At 62.1% G+C, this 18404-nt stretch carries 11 protein-coding genes; 4 read left to right on the top strand and 7 right to left on the bottom strand.

Annotated features, from left to right (window positions below; all coding sequences use genetic code 11):
* Positions 1 to 110 precede the first annotated feature (110 nt).
* From EAH73_RS20120 to EAH73_RS20105, 4 genes are all read right to left on the bottom strand, one after another.
* On the bottom strand, positions 111 to 2420 hold the full coding sequence (locus EAH73_RS20120) for a GH92 family glycosyl hydrolase (protein ID WP_140469231.1): 2310 nt from the start codon (positions 2418 to 2420) through the stop codon (positions 111 to 113).
* 109 nt (positions 2421 to 2529) lie between these two features.
* Complete coding sequence (locus tag EAH73_RS20115; RefSeq protein WP_140469230.1) at positions 2530 to 3267, bottom strand: basic secretory protein-like protein; 738 nt, start codon at positions 3265 to 3267, stop codon at positions 2530 to 2532.
* A 165-nt stretch (positions 3268 to 3432) separates the two neighbouring features.
* A complete protein-coding gene (locus EAH73_RS20110) occupies positions 3433 to 4947 on the bottom strand; it encodes a RagB/SusD family nutrient uptake outer membrane protein (RefSeq protein WP_140469229.1) in 1515 nt (504 codons plus the stop codon).
* A 56-nt stretch (positions 4948 to 5003) separates the two neighbouring features.
* Entirely contained in the window at positions 5004 to 8162 is a 3159-nt protein-coding gene (locus EAH73_RS20105; RefSeq protein WP_140469228.1) for a SusC/RagA family TonB-linked outer membrane protein, read from the bottom strand.
* Positions 8163 to 8693: 531 nt separating this feature from the next.
* Here EAH73_RS20105 and EAH73_RS20100 point away from each other — a divergent pair.
* Positions 8694 to 10967 (top strand): GH92 family glycosyl hydrolase, encoded by a 2274-nt coding sequence (locus EAH73_RS20100; RefSeq protein ID WP_140469227.1) that lies wholly within the window; start codon positions 8694 to 8696, stop codon positions 10965 to 10967.
* A gap of 155 nt (positions 10968 to 11122) precedes the next feature.
* Positions 11123 to 12154 carry a LacI family DNA-binding transcriptional regulator gene (locus tag EAH73_RS20095; RefSeq protein WP_161599622.1) on the top strand — a complete coding sequence of 344 codons (1032 nt, stop codon included), beginning with the start codon at positions 11123 to 11125 and terminating at the stop codon, positions 12152 to 12154.
* A 103-nt stretch (positions 12155 to 12257) separates the two neighbouring features.
* On the opposite strand, the gene EAH73_RS20090 is transcribed toward EAH73_RS20095, so the two are convergent.
* Positions 12258 to 13532 (bottom strand): sugar MFS transporter, encoded by a 1275-nt coding sequence (locus tag EAH73_RS20090; protein WP_140469225.1) that lies wholly within the window; start codon positions 13530 to 13532, stop codon positions 12258 to 12260.
* A 659-nt stretch (positions 13533 to 14191) separates the two neighbouring features.
* Positions 14192 to 14632 (bottom strand): acyl-CoA thioesterase, encoded by a 441-nt coding sequence (locus EAH73_RS20080; protein WP_140469223.1) that lies wholly within the window; start codon positions 14630 to 14632, stop codon positions 14192 to 14194.
* Positions 14633 to 14781: 149 nt separating this feature from the next.
* On the opposite strand from EAH73_RS20080, the gene EAH73_RS20075 reads away from it, so the two are divergent.
* The gene (locus tag EAH73_RS20075) at positions 14782 to 14976 is read left to right on the top strand and encodes a cold-shock protein (RefSeq protein ID WP_068239330.1); all 195 of its coding nucleotides are present in this window, start codon (positions 14782 to 14784) and stop codon (positions 14974 to 14976) included.
* A 587-nt stretch (positions 14977 to 15563) separates the two neighbouring features.
* Positions 15564 to 17603 carry a DEAD/DEAH box helicase gene (locus EAH73_RS20070; RefSeq protein ID WP_140469222.1) on the top strand — a complete coding sequence of 680 codons (2040 nt, stop codon included), beginning with the start codon at positions 15564 to 15566 and terminating at the stop codon, positions 17601 to 17603.
* Between the two features lie 214 nt (positions 17604 to 17817).
* On the opposite strand, the gene EAH73_RS20065 is transcribed toward EAH73_RS20070, so the two are convergent.
* Positions 17818 to 18270, bottom strand: coding sequence for a PA2169 family four-helix-bundle protein (locus EAH73_RS20065; RefSeq protein WP_140469221.1), 453 nt, complete (start codon positions 18268 to 18270; stop codon positions 17818 to 17820).
* Positions 18271 to 18404: the final 134 nt, after the last annotated feature.

Below are 18404 nucleotides of genomic sequence, written 5' to 3'. Positions count from 1 at the left end.
CGGCTCTGCACGGTCGCTGCCCAATAATTCTTGCGATTACTGGTAGGACGAAGCGAGAGCCGCGGACTACAACCGAAGGTCAGCGCAGCTAAAGTCCACGCTACAAATGGCTACTTGGCTTTGGAAAAAGAATACGGCGCGGCGTCCGGCGACGTGCCACGCTGCTTGTTGGGCGTGGCGCTCATGTCAAAGTCCAGCACGGCGCCCTTCAGCAGTTCTTCGTGGCTGAGCCAGTTCTTGTCGTAGGGTTTGCCGTTCACGGTCAGCGCGTTCACGTAGCGGTTGGCGTCCGAGTTCTTGGGCGCGTTCAGCACAATGTCCTTACCCGTGGGTAGGTGCAGGGTGGTTTTGGGGAAGAGCGGGGCCCCCAGCACGTACTGGTCGGTGGCGGGGCACACAGGGTAGAAGCCCATGGCCGAAAACACGTACCAGGCCGACGTTTGGCCGTTGTCCTCGTCGCCGCAGTAGCCGTCGGCGGTGGGCAGGTACAGGCGGTTCATCACCTCGCGGGCCCAGTACTGGGTTTTCCAGGGCTGGCCGGCGTAGTTGTAGAGGTAAATCATGTGCTGGATGGGCTGGTTGCCGTGGGCGTAGTTACCCATGCCCGCAATCTGCATCTCCCGGATTTCGTGGATCGTGCCGCCGTAGTACGAATCGTCGAACACTGGCGGCAGCGTGAACACCGTGTCCAGGGTGGCCACGAATTTCTGCTTGCCGCCCATCAAGTCCACCAGGCCCTGCACGTCGTGGAACACCGACCAGGTGTAGTGCAAGCTGTTGCCCTCGGTGAAGGCGTCGCCCCACTTAAAGGGGCTGAAGGGCTTCTGGAAGGTGCCGTCCTGGTTTTTGCCGCGCATCAGGCCACTCTCCTTGTCGAAAAGCTTGCGGTAGTTCTGGCTGCGCTTGGCGTACAAGTCAATCTCCTTTTTGGGCCGCTTCAGCGCCTTGGCCAGCTGGTAGATGGCGAAGTCGTCGTAGGCGTACTCCAAGGTGCGGGCCGCGTTTTCCTTGATTTTGACGTCGTAGGGCACGTAGCCCAGCTTGTTGTAGTACTGCACGCCGCGGCGGCCCACCGCATCCAGGGGCCCCTCGTTGTTGGCGCCGTGCACCAGGGCCTGGTAAAGCACTTCCATGTCCTGCCCGCGGATGCCCTTGAGGTAGGCGTCGGCCACCACCGAGGCCGAGTTGTTGCCCACCATCACGCTGCGCAGGCCCGGGCTGGCCCACTCGGGCAGCCAGCCGCTCTCGCGGAAATCGTTGGCCAGGCCCTGCTGGATCTCGGCGTTCACCTCGGGGTAGAGCAGGTTCAGGAAGGGAAACAGGGCCCGGAACGTGTCCCAAAACCCAGTGTCGGTGTACATGTAGCCCGGCAGCGTCTGGCCGTTAAAGGGGCTGTAGTGCACGGTTTTACCGGCTGCGTCCACCTCGTAGAGCTTGCGCGGAAACAGCAGCGCCCGGTACAGGCACGAGTAGAATGTGCGGCGCTGGTCGGCGGTGCCGCCTTCGGCCTCGACGCGGCCCAGGACCTGGTTCCAGGCCGCGCGGCCTTCCTGGCGCACGGCTTCCAGGTCGTGGTCGCCAATCTCTTTCAGGTTCAGCTCGGCCTGCTCGGGGCTGATGAACGAGGACGCCACGCGGGCGTTCACCCGCTCGCCCTTGCGGGTTTTGAAGCCCACGACGGCCCCCGCGTGGTTGGCCGTGATTTCGAGCACGCCCGATGCGGCCGCCACTTTGTCTTGGTACAGGGCCGTGCTGGCAAATTCGTGGTCGAACTCCACCACGAAGTAGTTCTTGAAGTTTTTGGGCACGCCACCGCTGTTGCGGGTGGTGTAGCCGATGACCTTGCGCTGCCCGGGCACCACCTTCACATAGGAGCCCTTGTCAAGGGCGTCAATCACGACGTAGGCGCTGTCGGTTTTCGGAAACGTGAAGCGGAAGCGGGCCGCCCGCTCGGTGGGCGCAATTTCCGTCGTCACGTCGTAGTCGGCCAGGTACACGCGGTAGTAGTTGGGCTCGGCCACCTCGGCCTTGTGCGAGTACCAGCTGGCGCGCGCGTTTTCCTCAAACACGCGCTTGCCCGTGGTGGGCATGATGGCAAACTGGCCGTAGTCGTTCATCCACGGCGAGGGCTGGTGCGTCTGCTTGAAGCCGCGGAGCTTGTCGGCGCTGTACTGGTAGGCCCAGCCGTCGCCCATTTTGCCGGTCTGCGGCATCCAGAAGTTCATGCCCCAGGGCCGGCAAATGGCCGGGTACGTGTTGCCGTTCGACAGGCTGGGCTTGGAGTCGGTGCCGATGATGGGGTTCACCCATTGGGCAAGGTCTTGGTTGGCGGCGGCAGTGGTGGGGCCCTGCGCCAAGGCGGCGGGGGCCCCGGCCGCCAGCAAAAAGAGGCCGGCAACGGCGGCAAGTGGTTTCAGCATTCGGTTGGGGTAAAAGGAAAAGAAACGAAGGACGTCCGGCAAGGTGCACGAAGTAACCTGGCCGGCGCGGCTGCCCGGATAGGAGCGGAGAAGGAAAGGAAAAGGCGGATTAATGGTAGGCCAGTTGCACGGCTGGCGCGGCGGTGTAGCTCGCCCACAGCTCGTCGAGGGTGTGGCCGGTTTGCTGCTTCCAGATGCCGGCCGTGTAGGTGCGGGTGCGGGCGGCCCGGTCCAGGGCGGTTACCACGTTGGGGTGCCCGTGCTGCTCGAGCCAGACAAGGAACCGGGCCACCACGCGGTAGCTGTTGGTGTACTGCTGGCCCGCCTTGTAGTCGGGCAGGGCCCAGTGGCCGGCCACGTTGTTCACGCCGTAGGTGTAGCGGGCGTAATCGGCAATGCCCTCGGTGAGCCAGCCCGGGCAGGAGTCCTCGGGGTAGGCCTGCACCACGTGCATCACCTCGTGCGTCACCACGTCGAGGTCTTCGGGGTGTTCGCGCAGCCACTTGGGGCTGTAAGTAGCCACGCCGTTGCCGGTAGCGGCCACCCCGTCGTAGGCGGGGTCAATGACGAACGTGAGTTTCTTCAACGTGCGCGGGTTAAACCGCTTGGCTTCCCGCGGGTATACGGTGAAAAACGTTTCGGTCATCCGCCGCTTGGTGGCGGCCGAAAACGTGGAGTCCTTGGAAATGAAAACGAGCGTGTAGCCCCCTTTCGTCACCGAGTCTTTGGCGGCGTAGGGCGGCCGCAGCGGCGTGCCTGGGACCCCCAGGGGCCCCACGGGGGCCGGGGAGGCGGCCGCCAGGGCCAGGCTTGCCGCAACGAGTAGTGTCAGAAACCGAATATGCATGGTGATGCGTTTTAGTAGTTGCTTCCCCCAGCCGCGCCAAGCGGTCTGATTAATTGAAACAGGGGCCCCAGCCACGCGCTTAGGGCCCCTGTTTCAATTAATCAGACCGCTTGTGCAAGGCTGCGTTGCCGCCAACCAGCCAATGGCCGGCAGCATGTTTGGTGCTTACCAACCAGGATTCTGGGTCAGCTGGCTGTTGCGGCTGATTTCGGCCGAGGGAATGCCCCACAGCAGGTACTTCTCCTGGAAGGCTGGGCCCACTTCGGCCTTGAAGCCCACCACGTTCACGAAGCGGTTGTTCACCACGTCGTAGGTCTGGCGGGTGCGCTGGATGTCAAAGTATGCCTTGTTCTCGTAGCACAGCTCGTGGTAGCGCTCCTTCCACACGGCGGTGCGGAACGCGCTCTGGCTCAGGCCGCTCAGCGCGGGCAACTTGGCCCGGCTCCGGATGGCGTTGAGCTGGGTGTAGGCCTTGGCCGTGGCGGCCCCGGTTTCGTTGATGGCCTCGGCGTAGATGAGCATCACCTCGGGCATGCGCAGTATGGTCCAGTTCTCGTCCGACGAGTAGTTGCGGTTCAGCGCGCTCTCCAGGTGGAAGTACTTGTAGAGGGCGTGGCGGTTGAAGTTGACGATGCCCGCGGTGGGGTTTTTGAACGAGGGGTACTTCGAGAAATAGAACTGCTGCTCTTGGGTGCGCAGGTCGCCGGACTCGTAGCTGTTGTAGAATTCCTCGGTCGGAATCAGCGAGCCGGTTTCGTCGCCGTAGGCCGAAATGCCCGAGAAGTAGGGCACAATCTGCGAGCTGAAGCCGTTGGTAGCGATGCCGTTGGCGTACTGGGCCTGCAAAATCAACTCGCCCTGGTTTTTGTGGGCGTTGTCGTGCAGGTAGAGGTAGTTGTCGAACAGCGGGTAATTAGCGGCATCAATCACCTTGGCGGCCTCGTCGGCAGCTTTCTGGTAATTTTCCTTGATTTGCATCGGGTAGCCGGCCGAGGTGAGGTACACACTGGCCAGCAGCGCCTGGGCCGCCGACTGCGAGATGCGGCCGGTGCGGTCCACCACGGGCAGGCCCGCCGCCTCCGCAGCTTGCAGGTCGCTGATGATGAGCTTGTACACGTCGGCCGCTGGGCTGCGGGCCGGGTACAGGTCCGGGCCGGGGCCCGTCACGGGCGTCGTCAGCAGGGGCACGTCGCCGTAGAGCCGCACCAGCATGTTGTAGAGGTACGCCCGGATGAAGTAGGCCTCGCCCAGCAAGGATTTCTTCTTCGTCTCGTCCATGCTAATGCCCGGGATGCGGGTAATGGCCTGGTTGGCCGCCCCAATACCGTTGTAGGCACTGTTCCAGACGTTGGAGAAGAAGGGGTTGGCCGGGTCGATGCTCTGGCTGATGATCTGCCCGTTGTTGAAGCTCTGGCCCAGCGTGGTGGCGTGCTCGGTGAGGAGCTCCAGGGTAATCCAGATGGCCTCGCCGTAGCCCGTGCCGTTCTGCACGAGGCGCAGGTTGTTGTAGAGGCCGTCGATGGACGCCTGGGCCTGGTTGGCCGTCGAGTAGTAGTCGTCGGGCCGGATGTTGGAGCGGCTGTCTACGTCCAGGAAGGTTTTGCAGCCGGTGGAAGCCAGCAGCAGGCCCGTGCCCAGGGCCGCGGTTCGGGTGAATCGTTGTAGAATGACGGGAAGCATAAGGAAGTTAAGTTAGAAGTTCATGGCCATTGCCGGGGCCCCGGGGGCCCCGGCCATTACAGCGACACGTTCAGGCCGGCCGTAATGGTGCGGGCCTTGGGGTAGTCGAAGAACTGGATGCCCTGGGCGAAGGACTGGCCGAAGGTGGACGTTTCGGGATCGTAGCCGAAGTACTTGGTGATGAGGAAGAAGTTCTGGGCCGATACGTACACCCGCAGACGGCTCAGCGAGAGCTTCTTGGTCAGCTCAGGGGAGAAGTTGTAGCCCAGCGAGGCGTTGCGGCCCCGGATGAAGGAGCCGTCCTCCACCTTATAGGAGTCGATGCGCGAATCGTAGCGCAGGTAGGAGGGCCGCACCTGGGCGATGCTGGTGTTCTGGTTATCAGGCGTCCAGGCGTCGTTGAGGGCGCGGGTGTAGCTGTTGGCCTGGCCGGTGCGGTCCTGGGCCGAGTGCTCGGTCAGGTTCATCACGTCGTTGCCGAATGTGAACTGCAAGTCGACCAGCAAATCGAAGCCCTTGTAGCGGAAGTTGTTGATGAACGAGCCGAAGCCGGTCGGGATGTTTTTGCCCAGCAGCACCCGGTCCTGGTCGTTGATCTGGCCGTCGCCGTTCTGGTCCTTAAACTTCAGGTCGCCGGGCAAGCGGTTGTACTTGAGGGCCTGGTCGGCCTCGGCCGTGCCCCAGGTGCCCAGGCGCTCCAGGCCGAAGAACGAGCCCACCGGCTGGCCAATGCGCAGCACGTTGGTTTCGTTGAGGAAGTTCGGGCCGGGGAAGATGTCGTCGCCGGCGGCCCCGAGGGCCAGCACGCGGTTTTGCAGGAACGACACGTTAAACGTGGTGTTCCAGGTGAAGTCCTTGCCCTGGATGTTCACCGTGTTCAGGGCCAGCTCCAGGCCCCGGTTGCGCACGCTGCCGATGTTGCTCGGGATGCTGTTGTAGCCGCTGCTGCGCGGTACTGGTGCGTTGAGCAGCAGGTCTTTGGTGGTGCGCTGGTAGAGGTCGCCCTCAAACGTGATGCGGTTTTGCAGGATCCCCACGTTCAGGCCCAGGTCAAACTGGTCGGCGGTTTCCCACCTCAAGGCCGGGTTGCCCAGCGAGCCCAGGGTGATGCCGTTGGTGCGGTTGCCGCCAAACACGTAGCCGTTGGTGCCCAGGAAGGTCTGCGACACGTAGTTGCCGAAGTCGGGGCCCGAGTTGCCGGTGCGGCCGTAGCCGAAGCGCAGCTTCAGGTCGCTCACCACCGTGTTGTCCTTCAAAAAGTCTTCCTGCGAAATGCGCCAGGCCAAGGCGGCCGAGGGGAAGATGGCGTACTTGTTGTCGGAGCCGAAGCGCGACGAGCCGTCGCGGCGGGTGGTCAGCGTGAGCAGGTAGCGGTCTTTGTAGCCGTAGTTCACACGCCCAAAAACCGAGAAGAACTGGTCGGCCTGGAAGTCGGAGCTGGGCGGGTTGGGCGTCGAGCCCGTGCCCACGTTGTAGTAGCCGTAGGCATTGTCTACCAGCAGCGTGGTGCTGGCCCCGTTCGAGAGGCTGCTGAAGCGCCGGGCGTCGGCGCCCACCACCACGTTCAGCGAGTGGTCGGTGCCAAACTGCTTGTTGTAGGTGGCGTAGTTCTGCCACTGCAGGGTGGTGGCGCTGTAGTCGCTGATGCTGGCGTAGCCCTGCTGGCCGCGCAGCTGGATCAGCGTGCTGGCGTAGGAGGGGTTGTTCTGCGCTTGGATGGTGGCCCCCACCACGCTGCGGAAGTTCAGGCCCGGCATGATGGTGAAGTCCGCGTAGCCGTTGCCCGAGAACACCTGACGGTGCCGCAGCTCCTGGTCTTCGCGGGTGATGGCCACCGGGTTGTCGCCGCTCTCCATGTCGGGGTAGTCCTGGCGCTTGGCGTAGGTACCGTCGGGGTAGGTGATGGGCATGATGGGAATCATCTCGATCATCATGCGCGGGATGTTGTTGCCGCCCGTGAAGTCGTTGCCGATGCTCTCGTCAATTTTGCTGTAGTTAAGGGTAGTGCCCACCTTCAGCCATTTTTTCACTTGGTTATCAATTACCAGGCGGGCGTTGTAGCGCTTCTGGTAAGTGTTGAGGATGGTGCCCTGGGCGTTGGTATAGTTCAAAAACAGCCCGTAGGTAAGCTGGTCGGAGCCGCCCGTGAAGGACAGGTTATGGCTCTGGGCCACCCCCGCTTGGGTGGTTTCCTTCTGCCAGTCCGTGTTGTAGAGCGGGTTCAGGTTTTCGTCGAATAAGCGGCGCGGGTTGCTGGGGTCGGCCAGGGCCCGGCGCTTGATCCGAGGGTCGCGGTTGGCGTAGGCGCCCTTGGCCCAGCCTTCTGGGTCAAACTTCTGCAGGTTCTGGTAAGCCAGGTCCTCGGTGGCCAGGAATTGCTGCGAGTTCAGCACGTCCAGCTTGCGGGCAATCTTGCTCACGCTCACGTAGGTATCGTAGCTGATCTGGGAGCCCTGCTTGCCGCGCTTGGTCGTGACGAGGATTACCCCGTTGCTGCCCTGGGCCCCGTAGATGGCCGTGGCCGAGGCGTCCTTGAGCACCTCAATATTGGCAATGTCGTTGGGGTTCAGCGTCGTGATGCCAGCATCCCAGAACACGCCGTCCACCACGTAGAGCGGGTTGTTGCCGGCGTTGATGGAGCCGTAGCCGCGGATGCGGATGACGGGGCTGCTGCCCGGCTGGCCCGAGTTGAGCGACACGTCGACGCCGGCCACCCGGCCTTGCAGGGCCTGCGCCACGTTCACCACGGGGCGCTCGGTAATCTCTTTGCTGCTCACGCTGCCCACCGCCCCCGTGATGTCGGAGCGCCGCTGGGTGCCATAGCCCACCACCACCACTTCGTCCAGGGCCTTGTTGTCCGTCACCAGCTGGATGTTGAGCGTGGTGCGGCCCGCCAGGTTAATTTCCTGAGCCACAAATCCCACCGAGGAAATAACGAGCGTTTCGTTGCCCGTGGGCAGCGTCAGCGAAAACTTGCCGTTCACGTCGGCGCTCACGCCCACGCCACTGTTTCCCTTCACCACGATGGTGGCCCCGGGCAACGGGCTGCCCTTATCGTCGGTCACAGTGCCCTGCACCGTCACCGCAGCCAGGTGCAATCCCAGCAAACGATTGTTGTCCCGCGCCATGGTTGGCAGCGGGGCCAAGGCCACCACGGGCCCCAGCAGCAGTAGCGGAATGCCACGCCAGTTTTTAATGGATAAAAAAGTGCGCATAGAAAAAAGAAGGTGTGGGGTGAAGGAAACAACCTGCGGCAGGCAAACCGCAGGCAATCAAAAGATTGGGCAAAGCAAGTGCATGATGAGGCACCAGACTAGAATTCAATTAAACGTTTTAGCAAATAAACGCGCTTGATAGCGTCAAAAAATGCATTGCGGATGAAGAAAAGTCAGCGGTGAGCTTAGGGACACGCTTCAGGGGCGTGAAAGCAGGAGCATTGGGGTAGCAATGGCTTAGGTAGGGCGTTGGCTAAAGTAAAGAACGCTTTTGCAATCGGTTGCTTTGTTTTGGTGGATAGCAGAAGCAACATAAACAGCCCACCGTGTTAAAATACCAGCAGGTACTTTGTACTGGATTAATGGTATTTTGAGCAATAATACATGAAATTTACATAATTCGAAAAAAGGCTTAAACATTTTAGCAAAAACAACTGCTTAAAACCGCACATTTGCACTGGGCGGGCGGCCCCTGGGGGCCCCATTGCTCCACACTTCGCTGCTTCTTATCAAAATTTAAGCTCAACCTGCATGGCTCAGCGCTTTCCTTTCTTCTCCAAATCCACCGCTCCCTGGCTGACGGCTGTGCTCGGGGCCGGCCTCGCCGCGGCCCCGGCCCCGGCCCAAACCCTGACTTCCTACGTCGACCCCCTGATCGGGACCGGCGGGCACGGCCACGTTTTCCTCGGGGCCAACGTGCCCTTCGGGGCCGTGCAGCTGGGGCCCCAGAACATCTTCAAGGGCTGGGACTGGTGCTCGGGCTACCATTATTCCGACAGCTTGCTGACCGGGTTTTCGCACACTCACCTCAGCGGCACGGGTTGCTCCGACCTCGGCGACGTGCTGATCATGCCCTACACGGGGCCCCTGAAAACCGATAAGGGCCAGCAAAAAGCGCCCCACCTGGGCTACCTCTCGCGCTACTCGCACCAGCGCGAAACCACCCGCCCCGGCTACTACGCCGTGACCCTGGATGACTACGGCATCCGGGCCGAGCTCACGGCCACCGCCCGCGTGGGCTTCCACAAGTACACCTTCCCGGCCGGGGGCAAGGAGGCGCACGTCATCATCGACCTCAAGGAAGGCATCGACAACAAAACCACCGATGCCTACATTGAGCAGGTTGATCCCCAAACCTTTGTGGGCTACCGTTTTTCCAAGGGTTGGGCCCCCGACCGGCGGGTGTACTTCGCCATCAAAACGTCGGTGCCCGTGCCGCAGTTTGCTGTGTATAACGAGGCGCAGCGGCTGGCGGGCAAGAAGGGGCAGGGGCTGGCCATCAAGGGCGTGTTCAACTTTGCCAAGGCCCCGGGCACGCTGCTGCTCAAGGTGGGCATCTCGCCGGTGAGTGGCGCCAATGCGCTGGCCAACATCCAGGCTGAAGCGCCGGGCTGGGACTTTGCCCAGGTGGAAAAAGCCGCCGATGCGCGCTGGAACCAGGAGCTGGGCAAGGTAACCGTCGAAACCACGGATGCCGTGAACCGGCGCATCTTCTACACGTCGCTCTACCACGCGCTGTTTGCGCCGGCCCTGTTCAACGACGCCAACGGCGACTACCGCGGCACCGACAAGAAGGTGTACGCCCGGGCCCCGTTTCAAAACTACACCACCTTCTCGCTCTGGGATACCTACCGGGCCGAGCAGTCGCTGTTTACGCTGGCCGAGCCCGAGCGCGTGAATGACATGATGCAGAGCATGCTGGCCATCGGGCGGCAGCAGGGCAAGCTGCCCATCTGGCACCTGATGGGCTCCGAGACCAACACCATGGTGGGCTACAGCGCCGTGCCGGCCCTGGCCGAAGCCTACCTCAAGGGCACCCCCGGCCTCGATGGCTCCCAGGTGCTGGCCGCTATCAAGGCCACCAGCTTGCGCGACGACCAGGGCCTGCACTACCTCAAAACGATGGGCTTCATCCCGGCCGATAAAGAAGGCGAATCGGTGGCCAAGGCCATGGAGTACGCCATCGACGACTGGAGCATTGCGCAGGTAGCCAAAAAGCTGGGCCGCCTCGACGACTACAAGACTTACAGCGCCCGCGCCCTGTACTATAAGAAGTACTTCGACCCGCGCACGGGATTCATGCGCGGTCTCACCACCGATGGCAAGTTCCAGCTGCCGTTCAGCCCCACCCAATCCATTCACCGCCAGAACAATTACACCGAGGGCAACGCCTGGCAATACACCTGGCTGGTGCCCCACGACGTGCCCGGCCTCATTGGCCTGTTCGGCTCCGACGCGGCCTTCGTGCAGAAGCTCGACAGCCTGTTTGTGGTGCAGGGCAGCCTGGGCGAAAGTGCCTCGCCCGACATCTCGGGCCTGATCGGCATGTACGCCCACGGCAACGAGCCCAGCCACGCCACCACCTACCTCTACGCCTACGCCGGCCAGCAGTGGAAAACCGCCGAAAAAGTGCGCCAGGTGCTGCGCGAGATGTACAAAGACCAGCCCGACGGCATCAGCGGCAACGAAGACTGCGGCCAGATGTCGGCCTGGTACATCCTCTCGTCCCTGGGCTTTTATCCCGTCAGCCCCAGCAGCGGGGCCTACGTGCTGGGCAGCCCGCTCATGGACCGCGCCACCATCCGGCTGGCGCAGGGCAAAACGTTCGTCGTCAACGCCAAAAACAACGGGCCCCAGAACCCCTACATTCAGTCGGCGGCCCTCAACGGCCGGCCCTATGCCAACAGCTACCTGCTGCACCGCGACATCATGGCCGGCGGCACGCTCGAGCTCACCATGGGGCCCCGGCCCAATCCGGCCTTCGGCGCCGCAGCCGCCACCCGGCCCCGCGAAACCTACCAGTAGCCGCCGCTGCGACGAGCTGCCTGGGGGCCCCGGGCGGCGGGTATTTCAAAATTGACTGGGCAATAGAAACTGCATGGCCGATTGATTAATTGAACAAAAGGCAGTCGGCTAGTCGCCCAAAGCGGCCAGCCGATTGCCGACGCATTGCATACGCTTTGAAAAAGAAACTCCTCATCCACGACATCGCCAAGCACCTCGACGTGTCCATTGCCACGGTGTCGCTCGTGCTCAACGGCAAGGCCAAGGAGAAGCGCATCAGCGACGGGCTGGCCGAAAAAGTGCTCCGGTACGTGGAGGAAGTGGGCTACAAGCCCAACCAGCTCGCCAAAAGCCTGCGCACGGGCAAAACGCACGTCATCGGGCTGGTGGTGGAAGACATTGCCAACCCGTTTTTCTCCGCCGTGGCCGGCCTCATCGAGCAAAAGGCGCTGGCCCGCGGCTACCACATCATTTATTGCAGCACCAACGACGACGCGGCCAAGACGCGCGACCTGCTCGCCGTCTTCCAGGCGCGGCACGTCGACGGCTATATCCTGGCCCTGCCCGCCGGGGTGGAGGAGGAGGTGCGCGCCCTCGTGCGCAGCGGCAAGCCCCTCGTGCTCTTCGACCGCCTGCTGCCCGGCCTGCTCACCAACGCCGTGGTGCTGGACGGGGCCACCGGCATGTACGAGGCCACCCGCCACCTGCTGGGGCAGGGCTTCACCACCGTGGCCCTCGTCACGGCCCGGGCCAGCCAGCTGCAAATGACGGCCCGCCACCAGGGCTACGCCCAGGCCCTGCGCGAGCAAGGCTTGCCCGAGCTAGTGCAGGAAATTGCCTTCCCCCAAACCCCCGGGCAGATTTTGCAGCAGATGGAGGATTTCTTCGCCGCCCACCCGGCCTGCCAGGCCGTCATCTTCGCCACCAACTACCTGGGCGTGTACGGCTTGGAAGCTCTCGGCCGCCTGGGCCGGCGCATCCCGGACGAAATGGCCGTCGTTTCCTTCGACGACAACGACCTGTTCCGGCTCTATTCGCCGCCCATCACCGTGGTGGCGCAGCCCATGGAGGCCATCGCCGAGGAGAGCATCAGCATCCTGCTGGCCGCCCTGCAAGGCCCCGGCGATGGGGCCCCCGGCCGCCTGGTGCAGCTCCAGCTGGCCCCGCAGCTGCTGGTGCGCGGCTCGTCGCTGCGCCCCACCAGCTGATTTTTTCCTGCCCCAATGGGGCCCCAACGAGAAGCTCCCCCGGGGCCCCTGCCAGCGCGGTAGGGGCCCCGGGGGAGCTTCGTGTTTGTAGTAAATGAAGCCGTTAGGCCGGCACCGCCGGGCGGCTGCCGCGCAGCCCGTACCACATGATGTACACGTAGCACACGATGGGCAGCAGCAGGGCCAAGCGCAGGCTGCTGTGGTCGGCGATGAAGCCGAAGAGCAGCGGCACCAGCGCGCCGCCCACGATGGCGGTGCACAGCAGCCCCGAGCCCTCCTCGGTGCGCCGCCCCAGGCCTTGCAGGGCCAGGGCGAAAATGGTGGGGTACATCAGGGAGTTCATCAGGCCCACGGCCAGTAGGCTCCACATGGCCACCGCGCCCGTGGTGTTAATGGAGATGAGGATGAGCACCACGGCCCCGACACCGTTCACGGCCAGTAGCTTAGCTGGCGAAAACTTATTGAGCAAATAGGCCCCCGCAAAGCGCCCGATCATGGCCGCGCCCCAGTAGTACGATACTTTGGTGCCCGCTTCCATGGGCCCCAGGCCCATCACGCTGGGCAGCGCCAGGTAGCTCACGATGTGCGAGCCAATGGCTACCTCGGCCCCGACATAGGCAAAAATGCCTACCACACCCAGCGCCAGGTGCCGGTACTGCCAAGCCCCACGTTCGGGGCCCGCTGTTTCCGCTTCGGCGGCAAACGTGATGGTGGGCAGGGTTACGCGGCTCAGCATCAAGCTAATGAGTAGCAAAATGCCGCCGATGACCAGGTAAGGCAGCTGCACCGCACGCACGTCAATGGCTGCTGCCGAAGTGGCCGTATTGAGGGCAGGCAGTTGGCTTAAAATCAGGGCGCTGCCTAACAGTGGGGCCAGCGTGGTGCCCAGCGAGTTAAAGGCTTGCGTAAGCGTAAGCCGCGCCGACGCCGACGCCGCGGGCCCCAGGATGGCCACGTAGGGGTTGGCCGCCACTTGAAGCAGCGTGATGCCCGAGGCCAGCACGAACAGGGCCCCCAGGAACAGGCCGTAAGCCCGCGCCGACGCCGCCGGGTAGAACAGAAAAGCGCCCACCGCGGCCACCACAAAGCCCAGCAGCATGCCGCGCTTGTAGCCCACCCGCGCCACCACCTTGCCCGCCGGGATGCTCATCAGAAAATACGCCCCGAAAAAGCACAGGTTGATCAGGTTCGCCTGGGCGTACGAAAGCTGGAAAATGGCCTTTAGGTACGGAATCAGGATATCGTTGAGGCAGGTGATGAAGCCCCACAGAAAGAATAAGGTCGTTACGGCGCTCAGCGCCGACGTGTAGCGCGGCGCTGGGCCACCCGCCGGGTCAGCAGCCGGGCGGTTGAGAGTAACGGGAGCAGAAGCAGCCATAAAGAACAGCGGAGTAAGGAACGGAAAAGATGAAAAAGTGCAATTAAGAGTATAAATACTGCCCTCGGCCAAGCAGTGCGCCTAGGCGCAGGGCCCCAAGCAATCGTCGGACTAAGATATAAGCCCGGCGCCTCCAATGCCAACGCCCGCTGCCCCTGGCCGCCGGCCGCCACGCCCGCCCGCCGCCGGCCCATTCGGGGCGGCGCCCGCCGCGCCACCCGCACCCGCCACCGGCCGCGCCCCAAATGCTGCCCCTAAAGCGCCGGCAAGGGGTTTTGCCAGTTTCAGATCGGGCAATTAGGGTTACTAAAAGGTTTTAGCAAAAAAAGTTTGCCAGCGTACACCAAGCTCCAAAACAAACGATTTCGCCAATAAAAGGTCGGCGCAAGCACGCTGCTGCCAGCGCGCCAAGGCCCAGATCGTACCCAGCGTCTGCTGCTAACCGCAGCGCATGGCGGCAAAAAAACGGCATTCACCTGCTGGCCGCATCACGGAATAATTAACCCTGGCCCTGGCCAGCGCACGCCAGCCAGCCCATGCCCGGCTAGCGGCAGCAGCGGCCCATTACTGAAGTGTCCGTAATAGCTAATGCTTCTGGTGTAACTACTTATTAGTAAACACCAAGCCGATCAGTTAAACGGCTGTCAGCCAATGGGTCATCACGTAGAAGGGGCTTCGCTACCTTTCAACCAGCCCAACACCTGCGCGTCGATGCGCACCGGGCGGCCGCTTTGGGGGTCAAGCAGCACCCACGTCGTTTCCGCCTCGCACAGCAGCGCCTCATCGGCCGCACGGGTGAGGCGGGTGTGGCGCACCGAGGTGGCCCCGCTCGTTTCGCCCACCCACGTGGTGGCGCGCAGCACATCGCCGGCGAAGGCCGGCTGCCGGTAGCGAACGCGGTGCTCGCGCACCACCCAAACGTAAGCCGGCTGCCGCTCGGGCGGGCAAATGGCCAGCCAGTGGGCCCCTGCTACGTCCTGCACCCAGCGCACGTACTCCACGTTGTTGGCGTGGCCGAGGGCATCGATGGCGGTTTCGGGCACCACAAATTCGTGGGCAAAGCGGAAAGCGGGCGTTTCGGAAAGCGGGAGGGCGGCCATGCGGAAGGGAAAGGAGCGGGGCAAAGATCGGGGCCCCTAGAAATTTTCGGCGGACTTGCGCAATTGAAAAGTATGCTTATCTTTGACGCAACCTAAGACATCAAGCCACGGTGGCCCAAACGCTTAGGGAAACTCCACAACCAACCACCATGCCCACCGGAACGGTAAAATTCTTTAATGACACCAAAGGCTTTGGTTTCATCAAAAACGACGAAACTGGCGAAGACATCTTCGTTCACATCAGCGACCTCCAAGTTAGCTCGATCCGCGAAAACGACAAAGTGCAATACGAAGTAGCTCAGGGCAAAAAAGGCCCGAACGCTGTGAAAGTTTCGCTGGTTTAGTTTCCAGCTCATGCTTTGTGATAAAGAAAGCTCGCCGCCGGCGGGCTTTTTTTTATGCCCTTTCCGCTCAAATGAAAGATCCCCCAAGTGAAAGGCACAGCGGTTACTGGCTAGGCCGCCCCGCCGCCCGGAAGTTTCTGCGCTGCGTTTTAGGATCTTGGTGGGAAGGGCGCCCGGAAAGACCGAGAATGCGCAATGGTAGGAGCAGAAGGTTGTGGCGGCTGGCCCGGTGGCTGGCTGAGGCAGCGCATCGATTAGGACTGCCGGGGGCCCTGATCTCGTTCACGAGGTGCACGCAGGGCTTGCCGGACACCGCTTAGCTGTGGGTCCCAGCCCTAGACCTGGCGCAACTTGCCGGAGATATTGGGCAGTGATGATAGGTATTGCCGCAAAAATTGCGTATCTTTGCACCCGCATTTGAGAATGGCCTCATGTCCGCATCCGCCATGAGTTGGCGTTAACGCGTTGGCCGCGTAGTTTTTCCGGTAGTTTTTTCCCGCCTGTTAGTTGAAGGTAGAAGGAGGGGAAACGTCGCTGTATCGGCTGTTTTCAGAGCGTAGTCTCTTTCCCCATTCTATTTCCAACTTATGGAACCCGAAAAAACCCAAGAAAAACCTACGGAGAAAAACGTAGTGAAATTTGAAGACTTAAACCTCTCTGCCGAGGTGCAGCGCGCCATCACCGAGATGGGCTATGAGGAGGCTTCAGCCATTCAGGCCGCCGCCATCCCCGTGCTGCTCGCCGGCAAAGACGTTATCGGCCAGGCCCAAACGGGTACTGGCAAAACCGCCGCTTTCTCGATTCCCGCTATTGAGGGCGTGGACGGCGACTCGCGCGACGTGCAGGTGCTCGTGCTCTGCCCCACCCGCGAACTCGCCGTGCAGGTTTCGGGCGAAATCCAGAAACTGGGCAAATACAAGCGCGGCCTGGCCGTGGTGCCGATTTACGGCGGCAGCAGCTATGACCGCCAGTTCCGGGCCCTGGAGCGCGGCGTGCAGATCGTTATCGGTACCCCCGGCCGCGTGATGGACCACATCGAGCGCGGCACGCTGAAGCTCGACAAGACCACGAAAATCATCCTCGACGAAGCCGACGAAATGCTCGACATGGGCTTCCGTGAGGACATTGAGTTTGTGCTCAGCAAGATGCCTGAGAACCGCCAGACGGTGTTCTTCTCGGCCACGATGAGCAAGCCGATCATGGACCTCACCCGCAAGTACCAGCGCGACCCGCAGGTAGTGAAGGTGAACCACCAGACGATGACGGTAACGAACATCGAGCAGAGCTACTTCGAGGTACGGGGCCCCCAGAAAAAGGACGTGCTCACGCGCATCCTCGACATGTACAACCTGAAGTCGACCATCGTATTCGCCAACACGAAGCGCATGGTGGACGAGATTGTGGCCGACCTGCAAGCCAAGGGCTACTTCGCCGAAGGCTTGCACGGCGACATGGGCCAGCAGCAGCGCCAGAACACGCTCGACAAATTCCGCAAGAGCACCCTTGAGGTGCTGGTGGCCACCGACGTAGCCGCCCGCGGCATCGATGTGGACAACGTGGAGGCCGTGTTTAACTACGACCTGCCCGCCGACGAAGAGTACTACGTGCACCGCATCGGCCGCACGGGCCGCGCTGGCAAGTCGGGCAAAGCCTTCACCTTCGTGAGCGGCCGCGACATCTACAAGCTGCGCGACATCATGCGCTTCACCAAGGCCCAGATCAAACTGGAGCAGGTGCCGTCGTTCGCCGACGTGTCGGAAGTGAAGACCACGTTGTTCCTGAACCAGATCAAGGAGATTGTGGAGAAGGGCAACCTGGAGAAGTACGTGGGCCGCGTGCAGCGCCTGCTCGACCAAAGCGAAGAAATCACCTCGCTCGATATCGCCGCCGCGCTGCTCAAGATGACCATGAAGGAAGACAAGCGGGCCGAGCAAAGCCTCGACGCCAGCCGCACGGCCGGCGTGGTGCGCACCGGCTTCACCCGCCTGTTCATCTCAATGGGCAAGAAAGACCGGATTCACCCCCGCGACATCGTGGACCTGATTTCGGAGAGCACCAACCTGCAAGGCGGCAAAGTGGGCGACATCGCCCTCTACGACAAGTTTAGCTTCGTGGAAGTACCCAGCGAGTTTGCCGAGGAGATTGTGGGCCAACTCGGCCGCAGCAGCATCCAAGGCCAGCCGGTTAGCTTCAGCATCGCCACGCCCGTGCAGGACGCGGCGGCGAAAGAAGAAGGCAACACCCGGGGCCCCGGCAGCTTCGGCGGCGGCGAGCGCCGCGGCGGTTTTGGCGGCGAGCGCCGCGAAGGCGGCTTCGGTGGCAACCGCGGTGGGGGCAGCTTCGGCGGCAACCGCGGCGGGGGTAGCTACGGCGAGCGCCGCGAAGGCGGTTCGGGCGGCGGCTACAAAGGCAACCGCGACGGTGGCAGCAGCTATGGCAACCGCGGTGGCGCCGGTGATCGGCCCGCTTATGGCGACCGTCCGGCCTACGGCGACCGCCCCAAGCCCTACGGTAACCGCGGTGGCGCTGGCGACCGCCCGGCCTACGGCAGCAAGCCCTACGGCAACAAAGGTGGCGCCCGTGACAACGATGCCCGCCCGCCCCGCACCGAGAATTTTGACGAGTAAGCAATCCGGAAGACCTTAGCCACCCGTAGATTAGACGGGTTGGCTAAGGCCTCCTGCTGGTTCTTATTATCGTGAAATATTAAAGTGAATTAATTATAGGCCAATAAAAAAGCCGCTCAATTGAGCGGCTTTTTTATTGGCCTATAACTATCGTTGCTACTTTGACGATGCCGGATCAGATTGTAAATCCAACAGCACCAGCGCAACAGGCCGCTTACTTCGATGAATCGCGCAGCCCGCGGATTTTGTCATGGGCCTCGTTGATGCCTTGCGACTGCTTCTCGAGCACCGATTTCAGGGCGCTGGGCAGGTCCTGGGCCTTCAAGGCGGTGGCGTAGGCTTTCTTGGCGTAATCTTCGCCGCGCTCACACTCGGCCAGTACGGCGTGATTGTCTTTGCTGGTAATGGCTGCTTTGAGGTCAATCCAAGCGCGGTGGATGGTGCCGGTTACCGAAGAGCCCTCGTCAGTTTTGGGGTGCAAGTCCAGCTTAAACATCTGGTCTTCAATCTCGGTGATGTAACCGGCGCGTTGCACGGCCAGGTGCTTGAATGTATCTTTCAGCGAGGCATCTTCAACGTCGGTCATGGCGTCGGCGTAGCCTTTCTGGCCGTCTTTCAGGGTTTCAACCAATTCGTTGAGCAGGGCTTGGGTGGCTTTGGCTTCCATGGGAATTGTAAATACTAGGGTGAGAAACTATGCCCTTGTTTACTACTGGAACCCGGGGAAGGTTACAGCCGCTTCCGGATTGGAATTATTGGCAGATGAAGGACCAATTAATTACGGCCCCCAGCCCGCGCCTG

It is taken from the genome of Hymenobacter nivis, assembly GCF_006439025.1.
In the GTDB taxonomy this organism is placed as follows: domain Bacteria; phylum Bacteroidota; class Bacteroidia; order Cytophagales; family Hymenobacteraceae; genus Hymenobacter; species Hymenobacter nivis_A.
The sequence above is the reverse complement of the archived record's forward strand: the minus strand, read 5'-3'. Positions and strand labels throughout refer to the sequence as shown.